Source organism: Streptomyces sp. NPDC046977, from assembly GCF_040644455.1.
In the GTDB taxonomy this organism is placed as follows: Bacteria; Actinomycetota; Actinomycetes; order Streptomycetales; family Streptomycetaceae; genus Actinacidiphila.
The window spans coordinates 72981-97228 of record NZ_JBEYWO010000006.1 but is presented as its reverse complement, the minus strand read 5'-3'; the positions used below and the strand labels follow the sequence as shown (position 1 = coordinate 97228).

Here is a 24248-nt window from a genome sequence, read left to right as displayed (position 1 = left end):
GGGCCGACGTTCAAGGATGTTCCGCGATTGATCCGATGACAGCCCGACGGTCGTACGGTGGCGGTCCGGTGAGGAGAGCGTCCCGGCCCGGCCGGCGGGTGTTCCCACCGGCCGTCCTCCCGGGGTAGGAAGGGAGGATGACCTTGCCTTTCAGCACGCTCACGCATCTGGAGTGCGCGCGGTGCGGCCGCCGCCACGACGCCGACCGGGTGCAGAACCTCTGCGCCTGCGGCTCGCCGCTGCTGGCCCGCTACGACCTGGAGCGGCTGCGCGCCTCGCTCACCCCCGCGGACCTCGCGCAGCGGCCGCCCTCGCTGTGGCGCTACCACGAGCTGCTGCCCGTCCGCGCGCCGGAAAACGTTGTCAGCCTGGGCGAGGGCATGACCCCGATGGTGCCGCTGCCCCGCTACGGCGAGGCCATCGGCGTCCCGGGCCTGGTGATGAAGGACGAGGGACTGGTGCCCACCGGCAGCTTCAAGGCCCGCGGCGCGGCGGTCGGCGTGGCCAGGGCCCGCGAGCTGGGGGCGCGCGGCATCGCCATGCCCACCAACGGCAACGCCGGAGCGGCGTGGGCCGCCTATGCCGCCCGTGCCGGTCTGGACGCCCTGATCGCCATGCCCGTGGACGCCCCCGCCATCACCCGGGCCGAGTGCGCGGCCGCGGGCGCCGACCTGTACCTGGTGAACGGGCTGATCGGCGACGCCGGACGGCTCGTCGCGGAGAAGATCGCGGCCGACCCCGGCACGTGGATGGACGCGGCCACGCTCAAGGAGCCGTACCGCATCGAGGGCAAGAAGACGATGGGCCTGGAGATCGCCGAACAGCTCGGCTGGCGCGCGCCCGACGTCATCGTCTACCCGACCGGCGGCGGCGTCGGCCTCATCGGCATCCACAAGGCCCTGCTCGAACTGCGCGAGCTGGGCTGGCTCCAGGGCCCGCTGCCCCGGCTGGTCAGCGTCCAGTCCACCGGCTGCGCCCCCATCGTGCGCGCCTTCGAGAAGGGCGAGCGGACCAGCGAGCCCTGGCAGGACGCGCGTACGGTCGCGTTCGGCATCACCGTCCCCAAGGCGCTGGGCGACTTCATGGTGCTGGACGCCCTCTACGAGACCAAGGGCCAGGCCGTCGCCGTCACCGACGAGGAACTGCTCGCCGACCGCGACGCGTGCGCCGCCGCGGACGGCGCCCTCCTCTGCCCCGAGGGCGCGGCGACCCTGTCGGCGGTGCGCGTCCTGCGGGAACGGGGATGGCTGTCGGGCGACGAGGAGGTCGTGGTGCTCAACACCGGCGCCGCGGCCAAGTACCCGGAGGCGTTCCGGACCGATCCGCCGGTCCTGGAGCTCACCGACCGCATCCTGTAGCACGGGCGGGCGGCCGACCGGCGCACGCGGTGCGGGGCATCAGGACTCCGGCGTGGCTCCGTCGAAGGCCGCCTTCCCGGCCTCGGCCGTGACGAGGTCGAGCAGTTCGTCGATCCGGTCCCGGTGGGTGCGGTAGGAGACCACGCAGACGCGGACGGTCTGCCGCCCGTCGATCACGGTGCTCTGGAGCAGTACGCGGCGGCCGGCGTTGACCCCCTCCAGCAGGCGCCGGGTCGCACGGTCGGCCTGCTCGGCGGCGGCCCGCGTGGTGTCGTGCGGCCGGACCCGGAACACGACGGTGCTCAGCTCGGGCCGCAGCGGCAGCTCCAGGGCAGGTATCGCGGAGAGACGGTCGTGGACGTGCCGCGCCAGGTCCAGCTTCTCGTCCAGAGCGGCCCGGAAGGCGGCGACGCCGTGCAGGTGCAAGGGGAGCCAGAGCCGCAACCCGCGCACCTCGTGGCTGAGTTCGACTCCCATGTCGGCGTAGTCGGGCAGGCCGTCGTAGGAGCCGACGTCCTGCAGATAGGTGCCGGTGCCCGAGAAGGCGGCCCGCAACGTCCGCGGATCGCGGACGACGAGGGCGCCGGTCCCGAAGGGCAGGAACAGCGCCTTGTGCGGGTCGAGGGTGACCGAGTCGGCGCGTTCCAGGCCGGTGAGGGCGGCCCGTCCGCGCTCGGTGAGCCGGAAGAATCCGCCGTAGGCGGCGTCGGCGTGGAACCACAGGCCCTCCCGCCGCGCCAGGTCGGCGATCGCGGCCAAGGGATCGATCGTCCCGGTGTCGGTGGTGCCGGCCGACCCGACGACGAGGAAGGGGCGCCGTCCGGCCGCGCGGTCGGCGCGCACCATCGCTTCCGTCGCCGGCACATCCATGCCGAGCCGCCCGTCGCAGGGCACACTGCGGATGTTGCGCGCCTTGATGCCCGCGAGCAGGGCGGCCTTCGCGACCGAGTGGTGCGCGTGGGGGGTCGTGTAGACGGTTCCTTCGCCGATGTCCTCGCCGAGCCTGTCGTGGCGGGCGGCGACCAGCGCCGAGAAGTTGGCCATGGAGCCGCCGGTGGTCAGCAGGCCGCCGCTGCCCTCGGGCAGTCCGCACACGTCGCGTGCCATCCACTGCACGGTGCTCTCCTCGAGCGCGGCCAAGGCGGGAGCGGCGACGGCGAGACTGCCGTAGCGGTTGGTGGCGCGAGCCCAGAACTCCCCGAGTGCGGAGCTGTACAGCCCCCCGCCGGGGACGGCGGCGAGGAAGCCGGGTCCCGTGGTCTCCACAGCGCACGCCGTCGCCTCGTCGAGCCGGTCCAGCAGCGGTTTGAGCTCTCCGCCCGTCTCCGGGGGCGGCGCGAGGAACGCCCGCACGAGATCGGCCGTCTCCTCGGGCGTGGACACGTTGTCCACGGGCCGGTCCGGGATCCCGGCCACGAACTGCGCGATCCGCGCGGCCACCAGGCCGCCCATCTCGGCCACGTCGGCCGCGTCGGTCTCCAGCGGGTTGTGACTCATGCCGTCCCCAATCGTGCAGGCGCGCCGGGATGCCGGTGGGAGGCAGCACGGACCGGCCGATCCGCAGCGTCGATGTGGTGCGTCGCCCGCCGGTGAGGCACACGTCCGGCCGGGATCACCCCACCGGGCCGGGCCCACGTCGTCGTGCGGCCCTGGCAACGCCCCGGCACATACCGTGCCGGAAGGTACGACCGCCCGCCGTTCGGGAGCGGGCGGCATCGGCCGCGGCCGGAAGCGGCCCGGGAAGTGCCGCACGAGCGATCCGGCACACCGTACAACAGCCGCCCATCGGGCGGAAGCGTTGATTCCGGAACGCGGTCCGCCGCGCGCCTACGGGCGGGGCAGCAGTGCCATCGCGGTGTCGGCGACGGCGTGGAGCGACTCGGGGCCGCTGCCGCCCTTGCCGAGGGCCTCGATGCCGCGAATGACGGCGAGGAGGAGGCCGGCGAGGCGGGCGGGGTCGGCGGCGGGGTCGATGTCGCCCGCGCGCTGGGCGGCCGCGACGCAGGTGGTGAAGAGTTCCTCCAGCGCGGCGAAGGTACGCCGGGCGATCGCCTGGACCTCGGGGTCGCGGCCGGAGAGCTCGGCCGCGCCGTTGGCGAGCAGGCAGCCGCGCAGGTCCACGTCGGAGGCGGTGGCCGCGGCGACGTCCCGCACCTGCCCGCCCAGGCGCTCCAGCGCGCCCTCGTCGGGGCCTTCGAGGCGGTCGCCGATGGCCCTGACGAGCCCGTCGCAGTAGTCGCGGAACGCGCGCAGGAACAGCTGGTGCTTGTCGCCGAAGGCTCCGTAGAGGCTGCCCTTGCCGAGTCCGGTGTCGCGCAGGATGTCGTCGACGCTGGTGGCCGCGTAGCCGGTCGACCAGAACCGGTCCCTGACGGCGCGCAGTACCTGGTCCTCGTCAAAGCTCCGGGGTCGTGCCATGCGCCCACCGTATCCGTTCTTGACTGCCCCGTCCACAATCGGGTGCGTTCTGGACACCACCGTCCGGCACCGATCCCGCCCGGGGCGTGTCCGCAGACGCGGTCCTCGTGCGCTCGACCGGAGCCGCAGCGACACCTCGGCGGCTTCATGCCGGCCGACGGCGCGCCGGCCGTCCTGCGCGGCCCGACGGTCCGGCCGAGAGCAACAGGAGGACCCAGGCGCGGTAGGCGCCTGCGCCTGCGCCGGGCGGGCCGCCCGGTGCCGGTCCGCCGCCGCGGGCTACGGCTTGCGGGCCATCCCGGCGGCGATCAGGTGCTCCCAGACCGTCAGCTCCCGTTCCGCCTGGCCGATCTGCGAGGCGTCGGCCGCCTCGGGCCGCCACAGGGACGCGGGGACGATCCCGGGCTCCAGGATCTCCAGCCCCTCCAGCAGGCCCTCGATCTCCTTGTCGGTGCGCCACCGGCCGCGCCCGAAGGTCTGCTGGAGGACCCGCTCGGCCTCCACGGTCTGCGGGTTGTTGCCCGACCGGAAGTGGCTGACGAAGAAGTAGCTCCCGGACGGCACCTGCTCGCGCCAGTAGGCGACGATGCCCGCCGGGTCCTCGTCGTCGTTCACATGGTGCAGGATCGCGCTGAAGATGACGGCCACCGGGCGGCTGAAGTCGATCAGTTCCAGGGTGTCCGCGTGCCCCCGGATGCCCTCGGGCTCCCGCACGTCCGCCTGGATCACCCGGGTGTCGTCGTTGTCCTCCAGCAGGGCCCGGCCGTGGGCCAGCACGATCGGGTCGCTGTCCACGTACACCACACGGGAGCCCGGCGCGTGCCGCTGGGCGACCTGGTGGACGTTGTCCGCCGTCGGCAGACCGCTGCCCAGGTCGAGGAACTGCCGCACATCGGTGGTGGTCGCGATCTCCCGGACCGCGCGGACCAGGGCGGCGCGATTGGCGAAGGCGATCGCCACCGAACCGGGCAGGTCCCGCTTGAAGACATCCCCGATCTCCCGGTCGACGGCGTAGTTGTCCTTGCCGTCGAGCAGGTAGTCGTACACACGCGCGATGCTGGGTTTCGTCTGGTCGACCCAGGAATCCTGATCCGTCATGCCGGCCATCCTTCTCCACACCGCCGTCGACCAACCACCCTCGTGCGCAAGGATAGTGTGCCGATCCGGCAGCGAGCCGCCGCCCCTCAGCCGAGCCGGTCGATCAAGGACGCCAGCAACCGGGCCGAGTTGCGCGGCGGTTCGGCCTCCGCCGCCAGCCGGTCCATGACCGTCAGGTAGTGCTCCACGTCCTCCTGCTTGTCCAGGTAGAGGGCGCTGGTCAGCTGCTCCAGGTAGACGATGTCGGGCAGCGCGGGTTCGGAGAAGCGCAGGATGGTCACCGGCCCACCCGCCGCGGCCAGGCCGCCGACGTCGAACGGCGCGATCTGCAGCGTCACATGGGGCAGTGTGGCGGCCTCCATGAGGTACTCCAGCTGACCGCGCATCACCTCGACGCCGCCGAGCGGCCGGCGCAGGCACGCCTCGTCCAGCACGACCCACAGGCGGGGCGCGCCCGGCCTGGTCAGCAGCTTCTGACGGGTCATCCGCATGGCCACGCGGCGCCCGACCTCGCCCTCCGTCGCACGGGGGTGGCCGAGCCGCGTGACCGCCCGCGCGTACGCGCCGGTCTGCAGCAGTCCCGGCACGAACTGCACCTCGTACGTCCGGATGGTGTGCGCGGCCTCCTCCAGGCCGATGTGCGTCTCGAACCAGCCGGGCAGCACATCGGCGTACTGGTGCCACCAGCCGGGGGTGTTGGCCCGGCGGGCCAGGCCGAGCAGCTCACCGCGCTCCCGCTCGTCCGCCACGCCGTACAGGGTGAGCAGGTCCGCGACGTCGCGCTCCTTGAAGCCCACCCGGCCCAGCTCCAGGCGGCTGATCTTCGCGTGCGAGGCGCGGATGGCGTCCCCCGCGGCCTCCCGGCTGATACCGCGGTCCTCGCGCAGCCGGCGCAACTGCGTACCGAGCACGATGCGCAGCACGGTCGGGCCGCCCTGGGGCGTGTCGGTCCAGGAACGGGCCGCGGACTCACCGCCCGGCCCAGCAGCGCTCATCTCGACTCCCCTGAACGACTCTTCGGGGCCCAGTCTCCCACTGCCGGACCGGCGTTCGCAGTCCCACCGCGCAGAACGGCGGAACGGACGGAAAGGCCGCGCCCGTCCGGTCAGACCAGCCCCGCGCGGTAGACCAGCAGGGCGATCTGGACCCGGTTGTTCAGGTCGAGCTTGGTCAGGATGTGGGAGACGTGCGACTTGACCGTCGGCAGGCTCATGAAGCACGAGGCGGCGATCTCGGCGTTGGTCATGCCCTGGGCGACGGCGAGGGCGACCTCCCGCTCGCGGTCCCCGAGCAGCCGCAACAGCCCTTCCGCCCGGGCCTGTTCGGTACGGTCCGCGGGGGCGCCCGGCGCGGTGCCGGTGACGGCGTCGATGAGCTGCTTGACGGCGTCGGGCGACAGGACCGGCTCCCCCGCCATCACGTTGCGCACCGCCGCCACGATCTGCGCCGGGGGTGTGTGCTTGAGGACGTAGCCGGCCGCCCCGGCCCGCAGCGCGCCGAGGATGTAGCCGTCGGTGGTGAAGGTGGTGAGGATCAGCACCTCGGGCGCCCGCGGCAGCCGCCGCAGCGCGGCGGTGGCGGCGAGCCCGTCCACGCGGGGCATGCGGATGTCCATCAGGACCAGGTCGGGATGGTGGGCCTCGGCCAGCGGCAGGACGTCGGCCCCGTCCTCGGCCTCGCCGACCACGTCGATGTCGTCCGCGGCGGACAGCATCAGGCGCAGGCCGGAGCGGACGAGCGGGTCGTCGTCGACGATGAGCAGGCGGGTCATCTTGTCCATGGCAGCCAGACGTCGAGTCGGAAGTCGGTCGCGGTGTGGCGGTGGCTCATGCGCCCGCCGGCCAGGCGCACGCGTTCGTTCATGCCGATGAGGCCCTGCCCCGAGCCGGGCCCGCGCGTCGCGGGCTCCCGCTGCACGGGGTTGGCGACGCCGACGGTCAGCCCGGAGCGCCGGCCCCCGGTGAGGGTGAGGCTGACGGGGGTGCGCGGGGCGTGCTTGCGGTGGTTGGTGAGGGCTTCCTGCAGTACGCGGTAGGCGGTACGGCTGGTGGCCGGGTCCATCGTGGCCGGATCCTCCAGTTCCTGGTGCGTCTCCACGGTGGCGCCGGTCGCGCGTGCCTCCTCGATCAGCCGCGGCAGGTCGCCCAGCGACGGCTGCGGGGGCTCGGCGTGCGGACTGACCGTGGGGGCGCGCAGGACCCGCAGCACGTCCTGGAGGTCCTCCAGCGCCTGGCTCGCGCTCTGCCGGATCACGCCCGCGGCCTCGGCGACCTGCGCGGGCGCGGCGCCCGGATGGAACTCCAGGGCGCCCGCGTGCATGCTCAGCAGCGTCAGCCGGTGCGCCAGGACGTCGTGCATCTCCCGCGCGATCTCCTCACGGGCCTGCTGCCGGGCCCGGTCGGCACGCAGCGCGGCCTCGCGTTCGGCGCGCGACTCCCGCTCCCGCACGCCTCCGACCCACAGTCCCCAGCCCACGGTGCCCCCGACGAACGCGACCCCGGCCACCGCCGTGGCCGCGGTCAGGGGGCTGAGGACGGCCGTCACGAACGGCCGCGCGAGAACCGGCAGCAGCGCGAAGCCGGTGACCGCGGCCGTGACCCGGCCCGGCCGGCCGGCGGCGACGGTGAACAGGGCCACCAGCAGCGGCACGCCGGTCGGCCACGCGACGGCCAGGACGACGAGCGCCAGGGCGATGACCACCGGAGAACGCCTGCGCCAGTAAAGCGCCGCGCACCCCAGCAGCGGCACGGTCATGCCCCGTGCGTCCAGCCCCCAGGCAGGTGGCAGGAGCCACGACAGCGCGGCGGGCGAGGACAGCAGGGGGTGGACGGGCAGACCCCCCGTGTCGGCCCGCACCACGAGCGCGGTCAGCGCCGCCGCCGAGGCCACCACGAGGGCATCGGCGAGACGCGGCCGCTCGCGCCACTGCTGCCGGAGGTCGATCACGCTGGCCACCGTAAGGGCGCCCCGCCCGCCCGCCAACTCGTGACGGGGCGCGCGGTGAATTCCTGTACCAAAGGATGAAGGCGCCCTGTCGCGGTGGTTCTTTCGGCTGCGCGCACTACCTCCGCATGGCCGAATTCCCCGCGCCCCGCAATTCCGTAGTGTCGGGGCCATGAACCTCCGGACATTCTCCAAGAACCTTTCCAGGACCGGCATCGCGGCCATTGCGGCCGCCTTCGCGGGAGTCGTCGTCACGCTCTACGCGGCGGTGCACATCGTCGAGCGGATCTGGGCCCACGCGACCCTGGCGCTCGTGCAGATCCCGGGCCTCGGCGCGGTCGTCGTGCTCGCGGCGGGCGTGGCCCTGCTCCTGGCCGGCGCGGCCCTCGTCCGCCGAGGGGGCCGGCGCGCGGACGCGGACCTGGGCTCGTGACACTGCGCCACCGACGCGGCGTCCGCGCCGCCCTCGCCCTGGTCGCCGTGGCCGCGGCGGCATCGACGGCCGCGTGCGGAACACTCCATGGGGTGACCTCGCCGCGCGACGAGCGGGAGCACGCCGCGGCGGAGCGGCCCGGGGACCCGCGGCCTGCCGTCGACTGCGCCACCGACAAGTGCGTCGCGCTCACCTTCGACGGCGGGCCCAGCAGACCGACCCCGGCGCTGCTCGACATCCTGAAGGAGAAGCACGTCCACGCCACTTTCTTCGTCCAGGGAAAGGGGCACACGGACACCTATCCGCAAACGGTGTTGCGCATGGCCCGCGAGGGCCACGAGATCGGCAACCACACCTGGTCGCACAAGAATCTCACCACATTGGACGAGAAAGGAATCACCGCCGAAATCGCCCCTGTGCAGCGGGATGTGCGGGCGATCACCGGGCACACGCCGACAGTGATGCGTCCTCCCCAGGGCCGCACCGACGACGCCGTGTCCGGCGTCATGAAGCGGCTGGGTCTGGCACAGGTGCTGTGGAGCGCGACCGCGAGCGACTTCGCCACCAGGGACACCGACACGATCGTCCAGCGCATCCTGGAGCAGACCCACCGCGACGGGATCATCCTCCTCCACGAGAGCTACGGGGGAACGGTCCCCGCCGTGCCCACGATCATCGACACCCTCCAAAAGCGGGGCTACACCCTGGTCACCTTCTCGCAGCTCCTCGCCCCGGCCGTCCCGCGGCCCGGCGTGGTCTACCGTCCGTGAACCGTGCGCCCCCGGACGCCGGTGCTGCCGTTCGCGGCGGCACCCCGGCGTGCGGGGGCGCCGGCACAGCCGTCAGGTCGGACCGCCGGCCAGCCGCCGCAACCGCTCCTCGCTCGGGCTGCCGGGTTCCGCGGTGAAGACGGTCAGGATCTGCGACTGGTCGAGGTCGGCCAGGCTCTCGCCGTGCAGCCGGAGGGGGCCCACCTCGGGGTGGTTGATCGTCTTGGGAGCGCAGTACGGTCCGAGCACGGGGCGTTCGCGCCACAGCGCGGCGAACTCGGGACTGGCGTCGAGCAGCGCGTCCACCAGGACGCGGACGCGGGGGTCGGAGCCGCCCGCGGTGTGCGCCGCCAGGAGCTGGGCGGTCAGGGTCCGGCCGTGCCGCGCGTGCTCGTCGGCGGGAAGGGGCAGCCGCGTCCCGGGGTCGGTGAACCAGCGGTACGCCAGGGAGCGCGCGAGGCCCGTCCAGCGGGTCTGGTCCCCGAGCAGCAGGCGGGCTGGCCGGTTCTGCGCGAGGGTCTCGCCGAGGTGGTTGACGATCTGCGCGGGCGTGTCGCCCAGGCGGTCCAGGATCCGCCGGATCCCCGGATTGACGCCGTCCGCCTCCGGCTCGCGGCGCGGCGGGACGTAGCCGGCGAGCCGGAACAGGTGGTCGCGTTCGTCAGGGGACAGCCGCAGCCCCTCGGCGATCCCGGCGAGGATGCGCTCGGAGGGGCGGGGTCCCCGCTGCTGCTCGATCCGGCTGTAGTAGTCGGTCGACACATGGCTGAGGACGGCGACCTCCTCGCGGCGCAGCCCCTCGGCACGCCGCCGCCGGGTGCGGGGAAGACCCACGTCCTCGGGCTGGAGCGCCTCCCGGCGGCTGCGCAGGAACCCGGCCAGCTCACCTCGTCGCACCGCCGGCCCTTCCCTCGTCCTTCGCTCCACGCAGGTGCACCGCGTCCATCGCGCGCACCTGTGACCGCTGCAACCCCCGGCGGGCGCGGCGCTATTCCGGCCGCCGGGAATTCCCGTCGTTCCGGGGATGACGCGCCGGGCCGGCGGGGTTGTAGGAGGGTGGGACAGCTCACATCGCCGGGCGAAGGAGTGGACATGACCGTTCAGGACAGCCACCGGGCGGAGTCGCGGGAGGCCGTCGACGCGGCCGCCTTCACCGAGGAGTGGGAACGCTGGCACGCCGCCAAGGAGGACACACTCGCCGGGCCGCACGGCTTCCTGGCGATCACCAGTCTGCGCTGGCTCGGCCCTGAGCCCGAGCGCTTCGACGACGCCCCCGGAAGCTGGTCGGCCGCCGGCGACCGCGTGGTGGTCGAGCTCGCCGAGGGCGAGGAGCTGACCGTCGAAGGTACGGCGGTGCACGGCCGGTACGACTTCGGGGTGATCGGCGAGCGGGACAGCGTGTACGCGGGCCACGGCGACGCGGTGATCGAGGTCGCCAGGCGCGGCGGGCACAACATCGTGCGCCCCCGTCACCCCGGCAACACCCTGCGCACCGCTTTCGCCGGCACGCCCGCTTACGCCCCGGACCCCCGCTGGGCCCGCGAGGGCCGCTTCGTGCCGTTCGACACCCCGCGTGCCGTGACCGTGGGCGCCGTCACCGAGGGGCTGGAGCATGTCTACGACTCCCCCGGCCAGGTGGAATTCGCCTGGGACGGGACGACGTACCGGCTCACCGTGTTCAACGGCGTCCGCCCCGGCAGCCTGATGGCGCTCTTCACCGACGCCACCTCCGGCGTGACCACCTACGCCGCCAACCGCTCGCTCCAGATCGACGCACCCGGCCCCGACGGCCGGGTCCGCCTCGACTTCAACCGCGCGGCCAACCTGCCCTGCGCCTACACCGACCTCGCCACCTGCCCCCTCCCGCCCGCCGGGAACCGCCTCCCGATGGCCGTCGAGGCGGGGGAGAAGATCCCCTTCGAACGCGGCGGCCAGGGCTGACCCGCCGGCCCCCACCGGCGCCCGCGCGCCGGAAATCGCTGGACGCGCCGCGGTCCGGTCGGCGAACATCCGCCTGTGGCCGATGACTTCGACGACCGCGGACCGCGGCGGGTCCGCTGTGCGGAACTGTCCGGCGCGGCGATGGCGGCCCTGCTCGACGGGGACCTGTCCAAAGCCGGCGCGCTGACGGGCGTGCCGCTGACCGCGTACTTCCTGACCGACCGGGCGCGGTGGCTGTGGCGGTACCGGCTCGGTCAGATGGCCGCAGATCCGGGCCGTGCGCGGTGGATGGTGCGGCAGGTCCTCGTGGGGGACGGGGGCCTGGCCGTCGGGCACGCGGGCTTCCACGGGCCTCCCGACGGGACGGGCACGGTCGAGATCGGGTACTCCGTCGCTCCCGCCTTCCGTCGCAGGGGGTACGCCCGCTCCGCCGTGGCCGAACTGCTGCGCAGGGCGGCGGCGGAGCCCTCGGTCCTGACCGTGCGGGCGGCTGTCGCCCCGGACAACCGGGCGTCCCTGGCCACGATCGCGGGCTTCGGGTTCGCCGAGGTGGGCGAGCAGTGGGACGAGGAGGACGGCCGTGAGCTCCTCTTCGAGGTCCCGGCCCGCCCGGCCCGTAAGGGGGGCACCGCATGATGACCGCGTCCGACGTCCTGTCCGTGCTCGCCCTGCTGCGGCGGGCGCACACCGAGGTGTGGATCGGCGGCGGCTGGGGCATCGACGCCCTCGTCGGTGAGCAGACCCGGCCGCACCGCGATCTGGACCTGATGCACCGTGCCGAGCAGGAGCCGACCGTCGCCGCCGCGCTGGCGGACGCGGGCTTCGCCGAGACGCTGGACTGGCGGCCCGTACGGTTCGTCGTGACGGACCCGGGCGGGCGGGAGCTCGATCTGCATCCCCTGTCCTTCGCGGCGGACGGCTCCGCCGTGCAGGCTTCCCCGGACGCGGACCACCCGTTCCTGTATCCCGCGTCCTGCTTCACCACCGGCGTGATCGAGGGCACGGTCGTCCCCTGTCTCTCCGCGGCACAGCAGGTCCACTTCCACCAGGGCTACGAGCCGGCCGACCGCGACCGACACGACATGGCCCAACTCCGCCGCGTGTTCGGCATCGCGACCCACTTCTGAGACCCGGCGGAGCCACGGCCGTTGGCACTCACGTTCAAAAGTGTCAAACAGTGTTATGGAGATTCGGTGTGCACCTGACGCTTCCGGGACACCGGAAGCGCCCAACCCATCGGATATACGCTGATCAATCCGGACGAATGCTCCCTGCGCCCTGCTCCCACACCCTGGACACGCGCCGCTGAGCGTCAACACTGTCTGCTACGTTCCCCATGACTCGACAGCGAGGCCGGGCACGGCGGGTGCGTGAGCCATCCGCACGGCTCCCCCGTGCCCCGCCCTCCCGGCGACCTGAACGACCGTTCCACAGCACGACCTTGGGAGCCACACGTGCGGAAAGCACTCCTGCCCGCCGTACTTGCCGCCGCCGTACTCGTCACCGCCGCCGCGCTGGGCGCCGCCGCCCACTCGCACGGGTCCGGATCGGACAGCCGGGCGGACGACGCGGAGGACGGCCTGCGCGTCGGTGCCGTCTGCTCGTCCGACTTCGCCTTCGCCACCGAGGTCTCGTGCGGGCTGACGCACTTCGGGGACGTCCGCAGGCACTGCTCCGCCCCGGGCACCACCGACTGCCCCCTGACCCGTTCCGTCACGCTGAAGAACGTGGGGCGGACGCCGGTGCGACTCGTGGCCGTCAGCGGATCGGCGCCCGGCGAGCGCCACGAGACCGTCTCCCGCACGCTGCCCGCCGGGGCGTGGGAGGTGCTGGGACCGCGGGACGGGGACTCCTTTCTCTTCGACATCGTCCTGCGCTCGGACGGCGGCCGGGCGGCGGTCGGCGTCACGGGCGTCTCCTGACGCCGCGCGAGGCGTCACAGCCCGTCAGAGGTCCAGCAGCGCCTGCTCGACGGCCTCGGTGAGCGCGGGGTGGATGTAGAGCACGTCCCGGGCGACCTGGTCGACGGTCTGCCCCAGGGACATGCCCTGGATCAGGGGCTGGATGAGCGTCGCGGCCTGGGGCCCGATGATGTGGGCGCCCAGCAGCGTGCGGTCGGCCCGGTTCGCCAGGACCTTCACAAAACTGGTGGTGTCCTCCAGCGCCCAGCCGTACGCGGTCTGCGCGTAGTCGCGGACGCTGACGAGGTAGTCGATGCCGCGGCGGCGCGCTTCCTGCTCGGTCATGCCGACGCCCGCGATCTGCGGATGGGTGAAGACCGCGTGCGGCACGGCGGAGGTGCCCAGGGTGCGGATGTCGTCGGGGTGGAGCAGGTTGTGGCTCACCAGGCGCACCTCGGCGTTGGCCCGGTGCTTGAGCTGGAAGTGGTTCGCGACGTCGCCGAGCGCCCACACGCCCGGCACCGAGGCGCGGCAGGCGGCGTCGGTCGCGATGTGGCCGTCGGAGTCCAGTTCCAGACCGCCCGCCGCGGCGTCCAGCCGGTCGGTGTTGGGCCGGCGGCCGACGCACAGCAGCATCGCCTCGGCCTCGACGACCTGTTCGCCCTGCGGCCCCCGCACGGTGACCGCGACGCCGTCGCCCCGTCGCGCCACCGAGGTGACCTCCGTGTCCAGCAGGACCCGGTGCCGCCGCGAGGCGAGTTCGGTGAACCGCGCCGACACCTGCTCGTCCTCGGCCATCAGCAGCCGCGGCCGGTGCTGCACGATCGTCACCTCCGCCCCGAACGCGTCGAGGACGTGGCCGAACTCGGCGGCGATGAACCCTCCGCCGATGACGACCAGGGACGCGGGCACCTCGTCGATCCGCATGATGGTGTCCGAGGTGTGGTACGGCACGGTGTCGAGCCCCGGAATGTCGGGGATCACCGGCCGCGACCCGACCGCCACGACGATCGTCTCCGCGCCGATCCGCTCGGAGCCGACCTGCAGCACCTTCGGCGCGACGAAGCGGGCCGCGTCGGTGTACACGTCGACGCCGCTCTCACGGCGGTACCGCACCGCGTCCTGGTGGAGCGGGTCGATCCGCCCGAACACCCGGTCGCGCACGGCCCGCCACCGCACGGGATCCACCGTCGCGTGGACGCCGAGCCGTGCGGCCTCCCGCGCCTCCACCACCGCGTCGGCGGTGACGACCAGCATCTTGCTGGGAATGCAGCCCCGGTTGAGGCACGTCCCGCCGAACCGGCCGGGGTCGACGGCCGCGGAGCGCAGATGGGCGGTTTCGTCGCCGAACAGCATGTTGCCGCTGCCCATACCCAGAACCACGAGATCGTACTGCCGCACGTCCGTCCGCCTTCCGTCCCTGCCGAGTCCGTTTCCTCCCGATTCTGACCCCTCCGGCCGCGACGGCGCAGCGGGCCACACCGCTCCCGGACACGGTGTCCCCGGCCGGACCGCGGCGCACGCCGCGGTCCGGCCGGGGACGGCCGAGGGAATGACGGGCGATCAGGCGCCGTGGCCGTGGGCCGCGGTGACGTGCAGGGTCACCGGGACCCGGCTGACGGCGTAGGGGGTGTCGCCGGTGAGCGCGAGCTCCGTGCGGTAGTCGCCGGGCCCCGTGACGTCGGGGGACGCGGAGTCCAGGACGAGGGTGACGGTGGTGCGCCGGCCCGGTTCCAGCGTCACCTGGGAGACGCCCGGCGTCAGCCAGCCGGTACCGGACGGCTGGGCCAGACGGACGGTCACCGCCCCGGTGCCGGTGTTGGTGAGGCGCATCCGGACGGAGGTGCGCCGTCCCTGGGCGACGGTGCCGCTGATCGTGTCCGGGGTCGCCGTGACCCGTCCGGCGCCGAGGGCGAGGTCCGTACGGGTCACCCGGTCGGCGCGCACCGTGGCCCGCTCCGTGGCGGCGGAGTAGCCGGACGCCGTCGCGCCGAGGGTGTGGCTGCCGGTGCCCGCGGCGAACAGGGTGTAGAAGCCGTCGCCGACGGCCGGGTCGTCGGGGGTCGCGGTGGCGGTGGCGGTGGTCCCCGGGTTCTTCAGGTCGGTGACGGTGGCACCGACCAGGCCCGCCCGGGTGTTGGCGTCGCGGACGGTGCCGACGGTCAGGCCGCCGGGGGTGGGCAGGAGGGTGCGGGTGGCGATGTAGACGTCGTCGATCGCCCAGTGGTAGCCCCAGTTGGCGACGAAGCGGAAGCGCACCTGGACGGCCTTGTGCCCGGCGAAGGCGCCGAGCCCCACGTGCAGGGTGCGGTTCTGCACGCTGTCGCTGCTCTGCGGCGAGGCCCAGGCGCTGGTCCAGGTGGCGCCGCCGTCGGTGGTGACGTCCACGCTCATCTGCTGGTTGTTCGGGTTGTACCCGTACTCGGTCCTGAAGGAGAGCTCCGCCGACTGCCCCGCGGAGAAGTCCAGGACGGGGCTGATGAGTTGGCTGTCCTGGTGCGGGCCGATCGGTCCGTTGTCGCTCTCGGCGACGGCGAAGGCGCCGCTGCCGCCGGTGAGGTTGCCCCGCTGGATCGGGTCGTCGAACTCCCAGCCGCTGTCGGTGCCGGGGGCGTTCACGACGGTCCAGCCCTGCGGCGCGCCGGTGGTGGAGTCGAACGTCTCGGTGCGGCCGGCGCGTTCGAGGGTGTAGCCGACGGCGGTCGCCGCGTCGGGGTCGGCGGTCAACGCGAAGTCGGCGGTGACCTTTCGCTTGCCGACCTCGACCCGGCCGCCTCCGGGCCGGTAGCCGGGCAGGCTGCTGGTGACCTCGAGGGTGTACTCGGCGCCCTGGGGCAGGTCGAGCCGGTACGCACCGGTCTCCGGGTCGGTCCACACCGGGGCCTCGGGCGAACCGGCGACCGCGACCTGGGCGTAGAGCGGCCAGCCGTGTCCTGAGCCGTCGGTGACCTTGCCGCGCACGTGCTCGCGCGGGATCGGGGCGAGCGCGACGTCGCGCGTCAGGGACTGGCCGTCGGCGACGGTGAACGTGGCCGGGGCGGCGGCGGTGTAGCCGAAGGCCTTCACCGTCAGGTCCTTCACGGTCCCGGCGGGCAGGTCGAGGGTGTACGCGCCCTGGGCGTCGGTCGTGGCGACGTCCAGTCCGGAGCCGACGGTCGCGTGGGCGACCGGCTCGCCGGTGGCGGAGTCCTTCACGGTGCCGGACAGGGTGCCGTGCGGGCCGCTGCGGAAGGCGGCCAGGCCCGCGGGCGTGCCGAGGCCCGTGGGGCCGTCGTATCCGGGGCCGCCAGTGCACAAGTAGGCGGCGTCACAGGTGCCGTTGGATCCGGTGGTGACGTCGTTGAGCCCGGCGCCGCCGGCCGCGTAGGGGTAGGCGTTGGGGTACGTGCCGGGCCGCGGGGGGCCGGCGAGCGCGTAGAGGGCGGCGATCACCGGGGTCGCGGCGCTGGTGCCGCCGTAGCGCTGCCAGCCGGTGCCGTGGACACCGTACGACAGGTACACGGCAACGTTGTCGGCCACGGCCGAGACGTCCGCGACGCTCCGCCCGGTGCAGCCGGCGTCCTCCTGGAAGGCGGGCTTGGCCTGGTTCCGCGCGCAGCCGGAGCCGGGTCCGTAGTTGTCCCGGGCCCAGACCGTCTCGGACCAGCCGCGGGCGGTGCCTGGGTCGGCGGTGAGGGTGGTGCCGCCGACGGCGGTCACGGTCGGCAGGGTCGAGGGGAAGGAGACCCCGTACTTGTTGTCGCCGCTCGCCGCCACGACGGCGACGCCCGGGTGGTCGTAGGAGGCACCGTAGGTCGCGAGGTCAGTGCTGAAGTCACCCAGCCGGCCGTAGGAGTTGGAGACGTACTTCGCGCCGAGCGCCACGGCCTCGTCCACGCCTGCCGCAAGGTTCTCCAGGCCGTCGTTGTCGGTCTCCACGAGCAGGATGCGGGCGCCCGGGGCCGCCGCGGACACCATGTCCAGGTCGAGCGCGATCTCCCCCACCCACGCCTCACTCGGCTGCGGGTAGGAAGTGCCGCCGCGCTGGTCGACCTTGCGGAAGCAGCCGTTGGCGGTGGTGCACGGCGGCAGGCCGTACTGGGCGCGGTAGACGGCGAGGTCCGCCTCGGCGTTGGGGTTGTCGTAGGCGTCGACGATCGCGATCGTCTGCCCCGCGCCGCCGTCGGCGGGCAGGCTGTAGGCGCTCTGGATGTCCTTCGGGCCGAAGCCGGCGGGGGTCGCGGAGGCGCTGAGGCGCAGGAGCGGCGGCTGGCCGGTGGCGCGCAGCGCGTAGCAGGCGGCGCGGCCCTCGGCGGGGGTGTCGCAGACGGGTTCGAGGCCGGGCGTCGTACGGGGCGCAGTGGCGGGCGTTGTACCGGGGGCGGTGGCGCGCGCCTGCGCCGAGGGCGCGGAGTGGGCGGCGGCCTGGCCGGTCGCGCGGGCGACAGGTTCGGTCGGCCGGGCCTGCGCGTTGGGCTGGAGGCCCAGCAGCGCCAGGGCCGCGACGCCCAGGACGGCCGCCCCGCGGCCGAGTACGCGGAAGGCCGGTGAGGCACTTCTCGCGGAGGGGGATATCGACACAGTCCACCAATCCGGACAGGGCCCCGAATTCGGGGCCGGTGAGGGCGGATTCAGGGGTCCGCCGACGCACCATTACCGGACCTGCATTGACCGTGTGTCAATACCTTCTTTGTTGCCGTCACATGTCGGCGCCACTTCGGTGCGCATGATGCGGGCCAGGAGTAAAAAGGTTCAAAAAAGAGCCGGTTCACCGTGCGGCAGGAAAGCCTGCACGACTCACGGCACGAAGAGGAAAGAGCAGGTGAACAGGCACGTCCTCGTGGCGAATCCGCTTCAGCCGCCATGAAGACGGGCAGATCGCCCGCCGGTTCGCACGCGCCGGCTGCGACATTCCTGGAGCCCGGACTTCCCACTTGTGCAGACGCGCATTCCCGCTCCGGCCCCGGCTTGCCTCAGGACCCGCCGCGGACGAGAATCCGGTCTCGAAGGAAAGGGAACCGCACAACCGTGCACCGGCCATTCGGAATTGCGGCGACGTGCCGGAATTCCGCGCAGCGGGAGGTCGCGTCAGAGCCGGACGGGCACCCGCGTCATCGCGTGGAAGACGATGGTGGGCAGCGGTTCCAGCGCATCGGCGGGCTCGGCGAGTTCCAGGCCGGGGAAGCGTGTGAAGAGCGCGGGCAGGGCGACCGCCGCCTCCAGCCGGGCCAGCGCTTCCCCGATGCAGCCGTGCACTCCGTGGCCGAACGCCACGTGCTCCTTGTCCCGCCGGTCCGCGTCGAACGTCGCCGCCGTCTCCCCGTGCAGCCGCGCGTCGCGCCCGCCGGCCCCGAAGCCCACGAGGATCGCCTCCCCGCGGCGGATGACGACGCCCTCCCCGAGGTCGATGTCCTCCAGCGCGTACCGCAGCGGCATGTGCTGCACCGGTGCGTCCGCCCGCAGCGTCTCCTCGACGACCGCGGACCACGGAGTCATGCCCTCCTTGACGGCGAGCCGCTGTCGCGTGTGCCGGAGGACGTTGACGACGGCGTTGCCGATGAGACCGGTGGTGGACGGCACCCCGCCGGCGATGGTGACGACCAGGGCCGGCAGGCGTTCCTCGTCCGTCATGTCCGCGGCCCGCACGAGCGTCGTGGCCAGGTCGTCCCCGGGGTCGTCCCGTTTGGCCGCGAGCAGCGCGGCCAGGAAGCCCATGGCCTCATCCATGCCGGCGGCGGCCGCTACCGGGTCGGCGGGGGGCTCCAGCAGACTGCCGATGGCCCGCCGCGCCCGCTCCGCGCTCTCCTCCGGGACGCCCAGGACGTCGCACACGGTCCCGGCCGCGACGACCTCCGCGTAGCCGCGGCGCAGGTCGACCACCGTGCCCGAGCCGGGCGTCCCCAGCGCGTCGAGCGCGGCGTCCACGCGATCGCGCAGCCGCTCCCCCAAGGCCTCCAGGCGCGGTGCCGTGAACGCGTCCTCCATGACGGTGCGCAACCGACGGTGATCGGTGCCGTACGCGTTGAGCACCGTGGGCGCGAGCAGGAACGGCGCGAGCGGCCAGTCCCCCTCGACCGTGGCCAGCGCGGGCCAGTGGCGCCGGGCGTCACGGGACACGCGGTCGTCCTCCGTGAGCCGTTTGACGAGGTCGTACCGGGTGACGGACCACGCCGTCACGCCGCCCGAAAGATCGACCCGCACGGCCGGGCCCAGGCTCCTGAGCCTGGCGTTGTCCTCCAGGAGCCGGCGCCCGGTGGGGTCGAAGCGGAAAACCTCCGGATGAGTCGCCATGGCCGATCGCGCTCCGTGCTTGCCGTACGGCGCCGCGGCGCCGATGCCGTCCCGTCTCATCCCATCGTTCGGGGTGAGCCCGCTCCCCGCACGGCGAGCGGCCGCGGGACACCGCTGCCGCCACCACTTCAGGTGGTTACCCTGGAAGGGATGTGATCCGCGCGACGCGCGAGGTGCCCCATGAACGTCGAAGGCAGCAACACCCCGGTCCCGGGCGGCCGCGAGGGCGAGATCGTCACGGACGACGGAGTGCGCCTGCGCTATCAGGAGGCCGGCGCCGGGAACCCCGGGCACCCGCTCGTCCTCGTCCCCGGGTTCGGGCAGACCGCCGCCGGGTTCGCCGCGCAGATCGACGGCCTCGGCCGCCACCGCCGCGTGATCGCCCTGGACCAGCGGGGCCACGGCCGCTCCGAGCGCCCGGCCCACGGCTACCGCGCCTCCCGGCTCGCCATGGACCTGCACCAGGTGCTCGAAGCCCTCGACCTGCGCGACGCGACCCTGCTCGGCCACTCCCTGGGCTGCTCGGTCCTCTGGTGCCACTGGGACCTCTTCGGTTCCGATCGGACCGGCCGGCTGGTCCTGGTCGACCAGTCGCCCGTCATGTCGTCCGAATTCGCCGGTGCCGGGCAGGAGGCGCCACCCGCCGCCGTGTTCACCCGGGACATGACCCTGGGCTTCGCCGCCGGGCTGCGCGGCGGTCCCGATGCCGTCGACGCCGTCGTGCGCGCCGTCGTCGCCATGCTGCACAGCCCGTCCCTCGGCGAGGACGAGGTGCGGTGGCTCGTGGAGCAGACCCGGCTGCTGCCGCCGCGCCACGCGGCGGACCTCCTTCTGGACCACTACGCCAACGACTGGAGGGACGTCCTGCCCCGCATCACCGTCCCGGCCCTCGTCGTCGGCGGCGAGCTCAGCTTCCTGCCGCCCGGCACGACCGAGTGGGTCGCCTCCCTGATCCCCGGGGCACGGGCACGGGTGTTCTCCGCGGACGAGGCGGGCAGCCACCTGATGTTCCGGGAGAACCCCGCGCTCTTCAACCGCGTCGTCGCCGACTTCCTGGACAGCACCGGATGATTGAGAAGCCACAGCGCTCAATCCAAGAGACGGCGACTGTTGGACTTCCGAATCACGGCGCAGCAGGCTGGCCCCCGCAGCACGCCACCCCCCTACGTCGCGGAGATGTCCCATGCCCCACGTCGCCAACCCCGACCGCTACGACGGCACGATGCGGTACCGCCGCACCGGACGCTCGGGACTCGACCTGCCCCTGCTCTCCCTGGGGTACTGGCACAACTTCGGCGACGACAAGCCCTTCGAGCGGCAGCGCGAGATCGCCCTGCGCGCGTTCGACCTCGGCATCACCCACCACGACCTGGCGAACAACTACGGGCCGCCCTACGGCGCGGCCGAGCTCACCTTCGGGCGCATCATGAGGAACGACCTCGCGCCCTACCGCGACGAGATGGTGATCTCCACCAAGGCCGGCTGGGACATGTGGCCCGGCCCCTACGGCCAGGGCGGCGGCTCCCGGAAGTACCTGCTCGCCTCGCTGGACCAGTCCCTGGAGCGCATGGGCCTGGAGTACGTCGACATCTTCTACTCCCACCGCCTCGACGCCACCACGCCGCTCGAGGAGACGATGGGCGCCCTCGACACCGCGGTCCGCCAGGGCAAGGCCCTCTACGTGGGCATCTCCTCCTACGACGCCGAGCGCACGAGCGAGGCCGCCGCCGTCCTGCGGGACCTCGGCACCCCGCTGCTGATCCACCAGCCGTCGTACTCCCTGCTCAACCGCTGGATCGAGACCGAGGGCCTGCTGGAGACCGCGCACGCCGAGGGCGTCGGCGTCATCGGTTTCACCGCTCGCGCAGGGCCTTCTGACGGACCGTTACCTCGACGGCGTGCCCGCGGACTCCCGCGCCGCGCACGGCTCGACGTTCGACGCCGCCTGGCTCTCCGAGGACATGCTGCGACGGCTGCGCGGCCTCGCCGGCATCGCCCGCGACCGCGGCCAGTCGCTGGCCCAGATGGCACTGGCCTGGGCCCTGCGCGACGAGCGCGTCACCTCGCTCGTGATCGGCGCGTCCCGGGTCGAGCAGGTGGAGCAGAACGTCGCCGCCCTGGGCAACCTCCACTTCAGCGCCGAGGAACTGGCCCGGATCGACGAATTCTCCTTCGACGCGAGCGGTGTCGACCTCTGGCACGACGCCCGCAACGGCGCCCTCGACTGAGGGACGGCCGCTGGGCCGCGTCGTCGAGTGAGCGCTCAGCCAGCGCTGCGGGTGCCTCCACCGCCCGAAGGGCGGGTCCCACGTCCCCCAGCGGACCTGAGGGCGCGTCGCAGGACGGAACGGCCGCTGACGACGCCGACTCGAATCGCGTCGATGCGTTGATCTCCCGGGCGGCGGCCCCGCGCCGCCGCGGACGGTACCGGCGGCCCGGCAGGGCGGGCCGCCGGCAGCCATGCCCGGCCACCACTCCGCGGAGATCACCGATGTCCCGTCAGCTCCCGCTCACCTACGCGGCGTTCACCGAACTCGCGCTCGCCGACCCGGCCGTCGTCGGTCTCGTCCTCAAGGGCTCACAGGCCCACGAGGGCATGACCACGGCGTACTCCGACCACGACCTGTACGTCGTCCTCGCCGACGGCGCGGCGACGGACCTCACCCGCTTCACGGGCCACCGCACCCCCGGACTGGACCTCGTCGTCGTCACCCTGACCGCGTTCCGCGCGGCCGGGATGCCCGGCTTCGAGCGCTACGCCCTCGCCCGCGCACGCGTCGTGCTCGACCGGCTCGACGGGGGCATCGCCCGCATCGTCGCCGCCAAGGCGCGCCTCGGCGCCGGCGAGGCGTTCCGCGACTCCGGCCGATGGCTGGACGCCTACGCCAACTCCCTCTACCGGTCGGTGAAGAACGACCGGGACGGCCATGGCCTCGCCGCCCGCCTCGACGCCGCCGAGAGCATCGGCTTCCTGCTGGAACTGCTCTTCGCCCTCGACCGCCGCCCCCGTCCGTACCACAAGTACCTGGAGTGGGAGCTCGCCCGGTACCCCCTGCCCGGCTGGGACTCCGCCGCGCTGCTGGCCGCGGTCGACACCGTCGCGCGCACCGGCGACGTGCCCACGCAGCGCCGCCTGTTCGCCCGCGTCGAGCCGGCGGCCCGGCACGCCGGGCACGGCGCAGTGCTGGACGCGTGGGGCGAGGACCTCTTGCTGATGCGACCGCGGTGACTTACGTGGGCCAGTCGTACCCGAGGGCGAAGTCGACGACGACGGCGAAGGTCAGGTACATGAGCCAGCAGGCGGTCAGGATGCGGAACAGCCCCATCGCCCGCTCGGCGACGGGGACGCCGACGGACATGACGAGTTTGGCGGCGTAGACGAGGAACAGGCCGATGAAGACGATCCCGACGGGCCAGTCCTTCACGGCGAAGAACACCGTCGCGCCCAGGGCCGACAGCACCATGTAGGCCACCGAGACGCCGGCGTTCACGCGCGGGTCATTGCCCCGGTAGCGGTCCCAGCCCAGGGCGAACCAGTGGATGCCGTACGCGGAGAAGGCGACCGCCGCCATGTAGAGGGACGGCGCCTTGAAGACCTCGAACCAGGTGAGCCCGATGAAGAGGATCGCGCCGGCCACCAGCTGGCAGAAGCCCGGGAGCCAGATGCCCCAGGTGCCCAGCGCGCGGTCGACGCGCTCGTCGCGTCGGGGCCAGCCGAACAACTCCTGCGGGCCCCAGATCAGGTAACCGGTGCCCAGGCCGAAGAAGCCGAGGGCGAGCGGCGGGTACGCCGAAACGGGAAATATGACATCCATGAATCGCTCATTCCCGACACATGGTAAATAATGCCCCCTTATCGGACATCGAAGAAAGGTGCGGGCCGACCGTGAACGTGCCGACCCACCCGGGCCTCGACAGCGGCCCGGTGTACCTGGACTACAACGCCACGACACCGGTCGACCCGCGGGTCGCGGCGGCGGCACGACCCTGGCTGGAGCGCTGGTTCGGCAATCCGTCCAGCGGACACATGGCCGCGGAGCGGCCGAGGGCGGCCCTCGCGCGCGCCCGCGAGCAGGTCGCCGCGCTGATCGGGGCCGGAGCCGACGAGATCGTGCTCACCGGCTCCGGTTCCGAGGCGGACACGCTCGCGCTGCGCGGCGCCGTGCTGGCGGCCCCGGCCGGCCGGTCACGGGTGATCACGCAGGTCACCGAGCATCCGGCCGTGCTGGAGACCTGCCGCGCGCTGGAGCGGCTGCACGGGGCCGAGGTCGTCCGCCTGCCGGTGGACGGCGAGGGGCGGGTGGACCCCGCCCGCCTGGCCGCCGTACTCGACGACCGGACCGCCGTGGTCTCCGTCATGGCCGCCAACAACGAGACCGGCACCCTCCAGCCCGTCGCCGAGCTGGCCCGGCTGGCCCGGGCGCACGGCGCGCTCTTCCACTGCGACGCCGCCCAGGCCGCCGGCAAGGTCCCGCTGGACGTGCGGGAGCTCGGCGTGGACCTGCTGACCGTCGTGGGCCACAAGATGTACGCCCCGAAGGGTGTCGCGGCCCTGTACGTACGCCGGGGGGTCGGTCTGGAACCCCTGGTCCACGGCGGCGGCCAGGAGGGCGGGCTCCGGGCGGGCACCGAGAACGTGGCCTTCGCCGTCGCCCTGGGGACCGCCGCGGAACTCGCCGCCGCGGAACTCGCCGACGGCGGCGTACGGCGCACCGCCGCGCTGCGCGACCGGCTGCAGGACGGCCTCTCCGAGGCGCTCCCCGGACGCATCCGCCTCAACGGCTCCGCCCGGCACCGCCTGCCCGGCACCCTCAACGTCAGCATCGACGGGACGGCCGCCCACGAGCTGCTCGCCGCGGTGCCGCTGGTGGCCGCCTCCACCGGCTCGGCCTGCCACAGCGGTGCCCGCACCCCCTCCCCCGTTCTGCGGGCCATGGGCCTGGACGACACCCGCGCCCTGGCCGCCGTGCGTCTGTCGGTCGGCCGCTGGACGAACCCGGCCGACATCGACCGGGCCACCGCCCTCCTCACCACCGCGGTCCGCGACGCGGGAGCGCCCTTCCGCACCTGACACCGGCCTGGCCCGGACTTGCGAGCGGCCTCCCGGCCGGTAGCG

Annotated in this window: 21 protein-coding genes and 1 pseudogene; 11 read left to right on the top strand and 11 right to left on the bottom strand. The window is 73.4% G+C overall.

Annotated features, from left to right (window positions below; all coding sequences use genetic code 11):
* Window positions 1–137 precede the first annotated feature (137 nt).
* Complete coding sequence (locus tag ABZ883_RS11600; RefSeq protein WP_360905314.1) at window positions 138–1358, top strand: threonine synthase; 1221 nt, start codon at window positions 138–140, stop codon at window positions 1356–1358.
* 39 nt (window positions 1359–1397) lie between these two features.
* Here ABZ883_RS11600 and ABZ883_RS11595 read toward each other — a convergent pair whose 3' ends face one another.
* The 6 genes from ABZ883_RS11595 to ABZ883_RS11570 all read right to left on the bottom strand — a co-directional run bounded on the left by ABZ883_RS11595 (window position 1398) and on the right by ABZ883_RS11570 (window position 7820).
* Window positions 1398–2855, bottom strand: a complete 1458-nt coding sequence (locus ABZ883_RS11595; protein ID WP_360905312.1) for an aminotransferase class V-fold PLP-dependent enzyme — start codon at window positions 2853–2855, stop codon at window positions 1398–1400.
* Window positions 2856–3185: 330 nt separating this feature from the next.
* Window positions 3186–3776, bottom strand: a complete 591-nt coding sequence (locus ABZ883_RS11590; RefSeq protein WP_360905309.1) for a TetR/AcrR family transcriptional regulator — start codon at window positions 3774–3776, stop codon at window positions 3186–3188.
* Between the two features lie 279 nt (window positions 3777–4055).
* A complete protein-coding gene (locus tag ABZ883_RS11585; RefSeq protein ID WP_360905307.1) occupies window positions 4056–4874 on the bottom strand; it encodes an SAM-dependent methyltransferase in 819 nt (272 codons plus the stop codon).
* 86 nt (window positions 4875–4960) lie between these two features.
* The gene (locus tag ABZ883_RS11580) at window positions 4961–5869 is read right to left on the bottom strand and encodes a helix-turn-helix transcriptional regulator (RefSeq protein WP_360905305.1); all 909 of its coding nucleotides are present in this window, start codon (window positions 5867–5869) and stop codon (window positions 4961–4963) included.
* Window positions 5870–5979: 110 nt separating this feature from the next.
* Window positions 5980–6645: a response regulator transcription factor gene (locus ABZ883_RS11575; protein WP_360905303.1), complete on the bottom strand. Its 666-nt coding sequence runs from the start codon at window positions 6643–6645 to the stop codon at window positions 5980–5982.
* The gene (locus ABZ883_RS11570) at window positions 6642–7820 is read right to left on the bottom strand and encodes a histidine kinase (protein ID WP_360905301.1); all 1179 of its coding nucleotides are present in this window, start codon (window positions 7818–7820) and stop codon (window positions 6642–6644) included. Before ABZ883_RS11570 ends, ABZ883_RS11575 begins: the two co-directional genes overlap by 4 nt.
* 169 nt (window positions 7821–7989) lie before the next feature.
* Between ABZ883_RS11570 and ABZ883_RS11565 the strand changes: the two genes are divergently transcribed.
* A complete protein-coding gene (locus tag ABZ883_RS11565) occupies window positions 7990–8250 on the top strand; it encodes a hypothetical protein (protein WP_360905299.1) in 261 nt (86 codons plus the stop codon).
* Window positions 8247–9020: a polysaccharide deacetylase family protein gene (locus ABZ883_RS11560; RefSeq protein ID WP_360905297.1), complete on the top strand. Its 774-nt coding sequence runs from the start codon at window positions 8247–8249 to the stop codon at window positions 9018–9020. Before ABZ883_RS11565 ends, ABZ883_RS11560 begins: the two co-directional genes overlap by 4 nt.
* A 72-nt stretch (window positions 9021–9092) precedes the next feature.
* Here the strand turns inward: ABZ883_RS11560 and ABZ883_RS11555 are convergent, their stop codons facing one another.
* Window positions 9093–9917, bottom strand: coding sequence for a helix-turn-helix transcriptional regulator (locus ABZ883_RS11555; protein ID WP_360905295.1), 825 nt, complete (start codon window positions 9915–9917; stop codon window positions 9093–9095).
* A 195-nt stretch (window positions 9918–10112) separates the two neighbouring features.
* On the opposite strand from ABZ883_RS11555, the gene ABZ883_RS11550 reads away from it, so the two are divergent.
* The 4 genes from ABZ883_RS11550 to ABZ883_RS11535 all read left to right on the top strand — a co-directional run bounded on the left by ABZ883_RS11550 (window position 10113) and on the right by ABZ883_RS11535 (window position 12883).
* Complete coding sequence (locus ABZ883_RS11550; protein WP_360905293.1) at window positions 10113–10961, top strand: DUF1684 domain-containing protein; 849 nt, start codon at window positions 10113–10115, stop codon at window positions 10959–10961.
* Between the two features lie 75 nt (window positions 10962–11036).
* Window positions 11037–11597 carry a GNAT family protein gene (locus ABZ883_RS11545; protein WP_360905291.1) on the top strand — a complete coding sequence of 187 codons (561 nt, stop codon included), beginning with the start codon at window positions 11037–11039 and terminating at the stop codon, window positions 11595–11597.
* Window positions 11597–12088 carry an amino acid transporter gene (locus tag ABZ883_RS11540; RefSeq protein ID WP_360905612.1) on the top strand — a complete coding sequence of 164 codons (492 nt, stop codon included), beginning with the start codon at window positions 11597–11599 and terminating at the stop codon, window positions 12086–12088. The genes ABZ883_RS11545 and ABZ883_RS11540 overlap by 1 nt, the downstream gene beginning before the upstream one ends.
* A gap of 327 nt (window positions 12089–12415) precedes the next feature.
* Window positions 12416–12883 (top strand): hypothetical protein, encoded by a 468-nt coding sequence (locus ABZ883_RS11535; RefSeq protein ID WP_360905289.1) that lies wholly within the window; start codon window positions 12416–12418, stop codon window positions 12881–12883.
* 24 nt (window positions 12884–12907) lie between these two features.
* On the opposite strand, the gene ABZ883_RS11530 is transcribed toward ABZ883_RS11535, so the two are convergent.
* The 3 genes from ABZ883_RS11530 to ABZ883_RS11520 form a co-directional block, all read right to left on the bottom strand.
* A complete protein-coding gene (locus tag ABZ883_RS11530) occupies window positions 12908–14263 on the bottom strand; it encodes a mycothione reductase (RefSeq protein ID WP_360905287.1) in 1356 nt (451 codons plus the stop codon).
* Window positions 14264–14425: 162 nt separating this feature from the next.
* On the bottom strand, window positions 14426–17422 hold the full coding sequence (locus ABZ883_RS11525) for a carboxypeptidase regulatory-like domain-containing protein (protein WP_360905285.1): 2997 nt from the start codon (window positions 17420–17422) through the stop codon (window positions 14426–14428).
* Window positions 17423–17929: 507 nt separating this feature from the next.
* On the bottom strand, window positions 17930–19132 hold the full coding sequence (locus ABZ883_RS11520; protein WP_360905283.1) for a cytochrome P450: 1203 nt from the start codon (window positions 19130–19132) through the stop codon (window positions 17930–17932).
* Window positions 19133–19312: 180 nt separating this feature from the next.
* Here ABZ883_RS11520 and ABZ883_RS11515 point away from each other — a divergent pair, with 180 nt between their 5' ends.
* From ABZ883_RS11515 to ABZ883_RS11505, 3 genes and pseudogenes are all read left to right on the top strand, one after another.
* Window positions 19313–20203: an alpha/beta hydrolase gene (locus ABZ883_RS11515; RefSeq protein WP_360905281.1), complete on the top strand. Its 891-nt coding sequence runs from the start codon at window positions 19313–19315 to the stop codon at window positions 20201–20203.
* 112 nt (window positions 20204–20315) lie between these two features.
* A pseudogene (gene mgrA / locus ABZ883_RS11510) lies at window positions 20316–21360 on the top strand (L-glyceraldehyde 3-phosphate reductase).
* Window positions 21361–21623: 263 nt separating this feature from the next.
* On the top strand, window positions 21624–22361 hold the full coding sequence (locus ABZ883_RS11505; protein WP_360905279.1) for a hypothetical protein: 738 nt from the start codon (window positions 21624–21626) through the stop codon (window positions 22359–22361).
* Between the two features lies 1 nt (window position 22362).
* Here ABZ883_RS11505 and ABZ883_RS11500 read toward each other — a convergent pair whose 3' ends face one another.
* Entirely contained in the window at window positions 22363–22947 is a 585-nt protein-coding gene (locus ABZ883_RS11500; protein WP_360905277.1) for a hypothetical protein, read from the bottom strand.
* A gap of 71 nt (window positions 22948–23018) precedes the next feature.
* On the opposite strand from ABZ883_RS11500, the gene ABZ883_RS11495 reads away from it, so the two are divergent.
* The gene (locus ABZ883_RS11495) at window positions 23019–24203 is read left to right on the top strand and encodes a cysteine desulfurase family protein (protein WP_360905274.1); all 1185 of its coding nucleotides are present in this window, start codon (window positions 23019–23021) and stop codon (window positions 24201–24203) included.
* Window positions 24204–24248: the final 45 nt, after the last annotated feature.

What these genes read in the sequence shown, in the direction of transcription:
- ABZ883_RS11590 (WP_360905309.1), bottom strand. Translation starts at nt 3,776, where the DNA reads ATGGCACGACCCCGGAGCTTTGACGAGGACCAGGTACTGCGCGCCGTC.
- ABZ883_RS11500 (WP_360905277.1), bottom strand. Translation starts at nt 22,947, where the DNA reads ATGGATGTCATATTTCCCGTTTCGGCGTACCCGCCGCTCGCCCTCGGC.
- ABZ883_RS11600 (WP_360905314.1), top strand. Translation starts at nt 138, where the DNA reads ATGACCTTGCCTTTCAGCACGCTCACGCATCTGGAGTGCGCGCGGTGC.
- ABZ883_RS11565 (WP_360905299.1), top strand. Translation starts at nt 7,990, where the DNA reads ATGAACCTCCGGACATTCTCCAAGAACCTTTCCAGGACCGGCATCGCG.
- ABZ883_RS11580 (WP_360905305.1), bottom strand. Translation starts at nt 5,869, where the DNA reads ATGAGCGCTGCTGGGCCGGGCGGTGAGTCCGCGGCCCGTTCCTGGACC.
- ABZ883_RS11550 (WP_360905293.1), top strand. Translation starts at nt 10,113, where the DNA reads ATGACCGTTCAGGACAGCCACCGGGCGGAGTCGCGGGAGGCCGTCGAC.
- ABZ883_RS11505 (WP_360905279.1), top strand. Translation starts at nt 21,624, where the DNA reads ATGTCCCGTCAGCTCCCGCTCACCTACGCGGCGTTCACCGAACTCGCG.
- ABZ883_RS11575 (WP_360905303.1), bottom strand. Translation starts at nt 6,645, where the DNA reads ATGACCCGCCTGCTCATCGTCGACGACGACCCGCTCGTCCGCTCCGGC.
- ABZ883_RS11585 (WP_360905307.1), bottom strand. Translation starts at nt 4,874, where the DNA reads ATGACGGATCAGGATTCCTGGGTCGACCAGACGAAACCCAGCATCGCG.
- ABZ883_RS11520 (WP_360905283.1), bottom strand. Translation starts at nt 19,132, where the DNA reads ATGGCGACTCATCCGGAGGTTTTCCGCTTCGACCCCACCGGGCGCCGG.
- ABZ883_RS11515 (WP_360905281.1), top strand. Translation starts at nt 19,313, where the DNA reads ATGAACGTCGAAGGCAGCAACACCCCGGTCCCGGGCGGCCGCGAGGGC.
- ABZ883_RS11540 (WP_360905612.1), top strand. Translation starts at nt 11,597, where the DNA reads ATGACCGCGTCCGACGTCCTGTCCGTGCTCGCCCTGCTGCGGCGGGCG.
- ABZ883_RS11595 (WP_360905312.1), bottom strand. Translation starts at nt 2,855, where the DNA reads ATGAGTCACAACCCGCTGGAGACCGACGCGGCCGACGTGGCCGAGATG.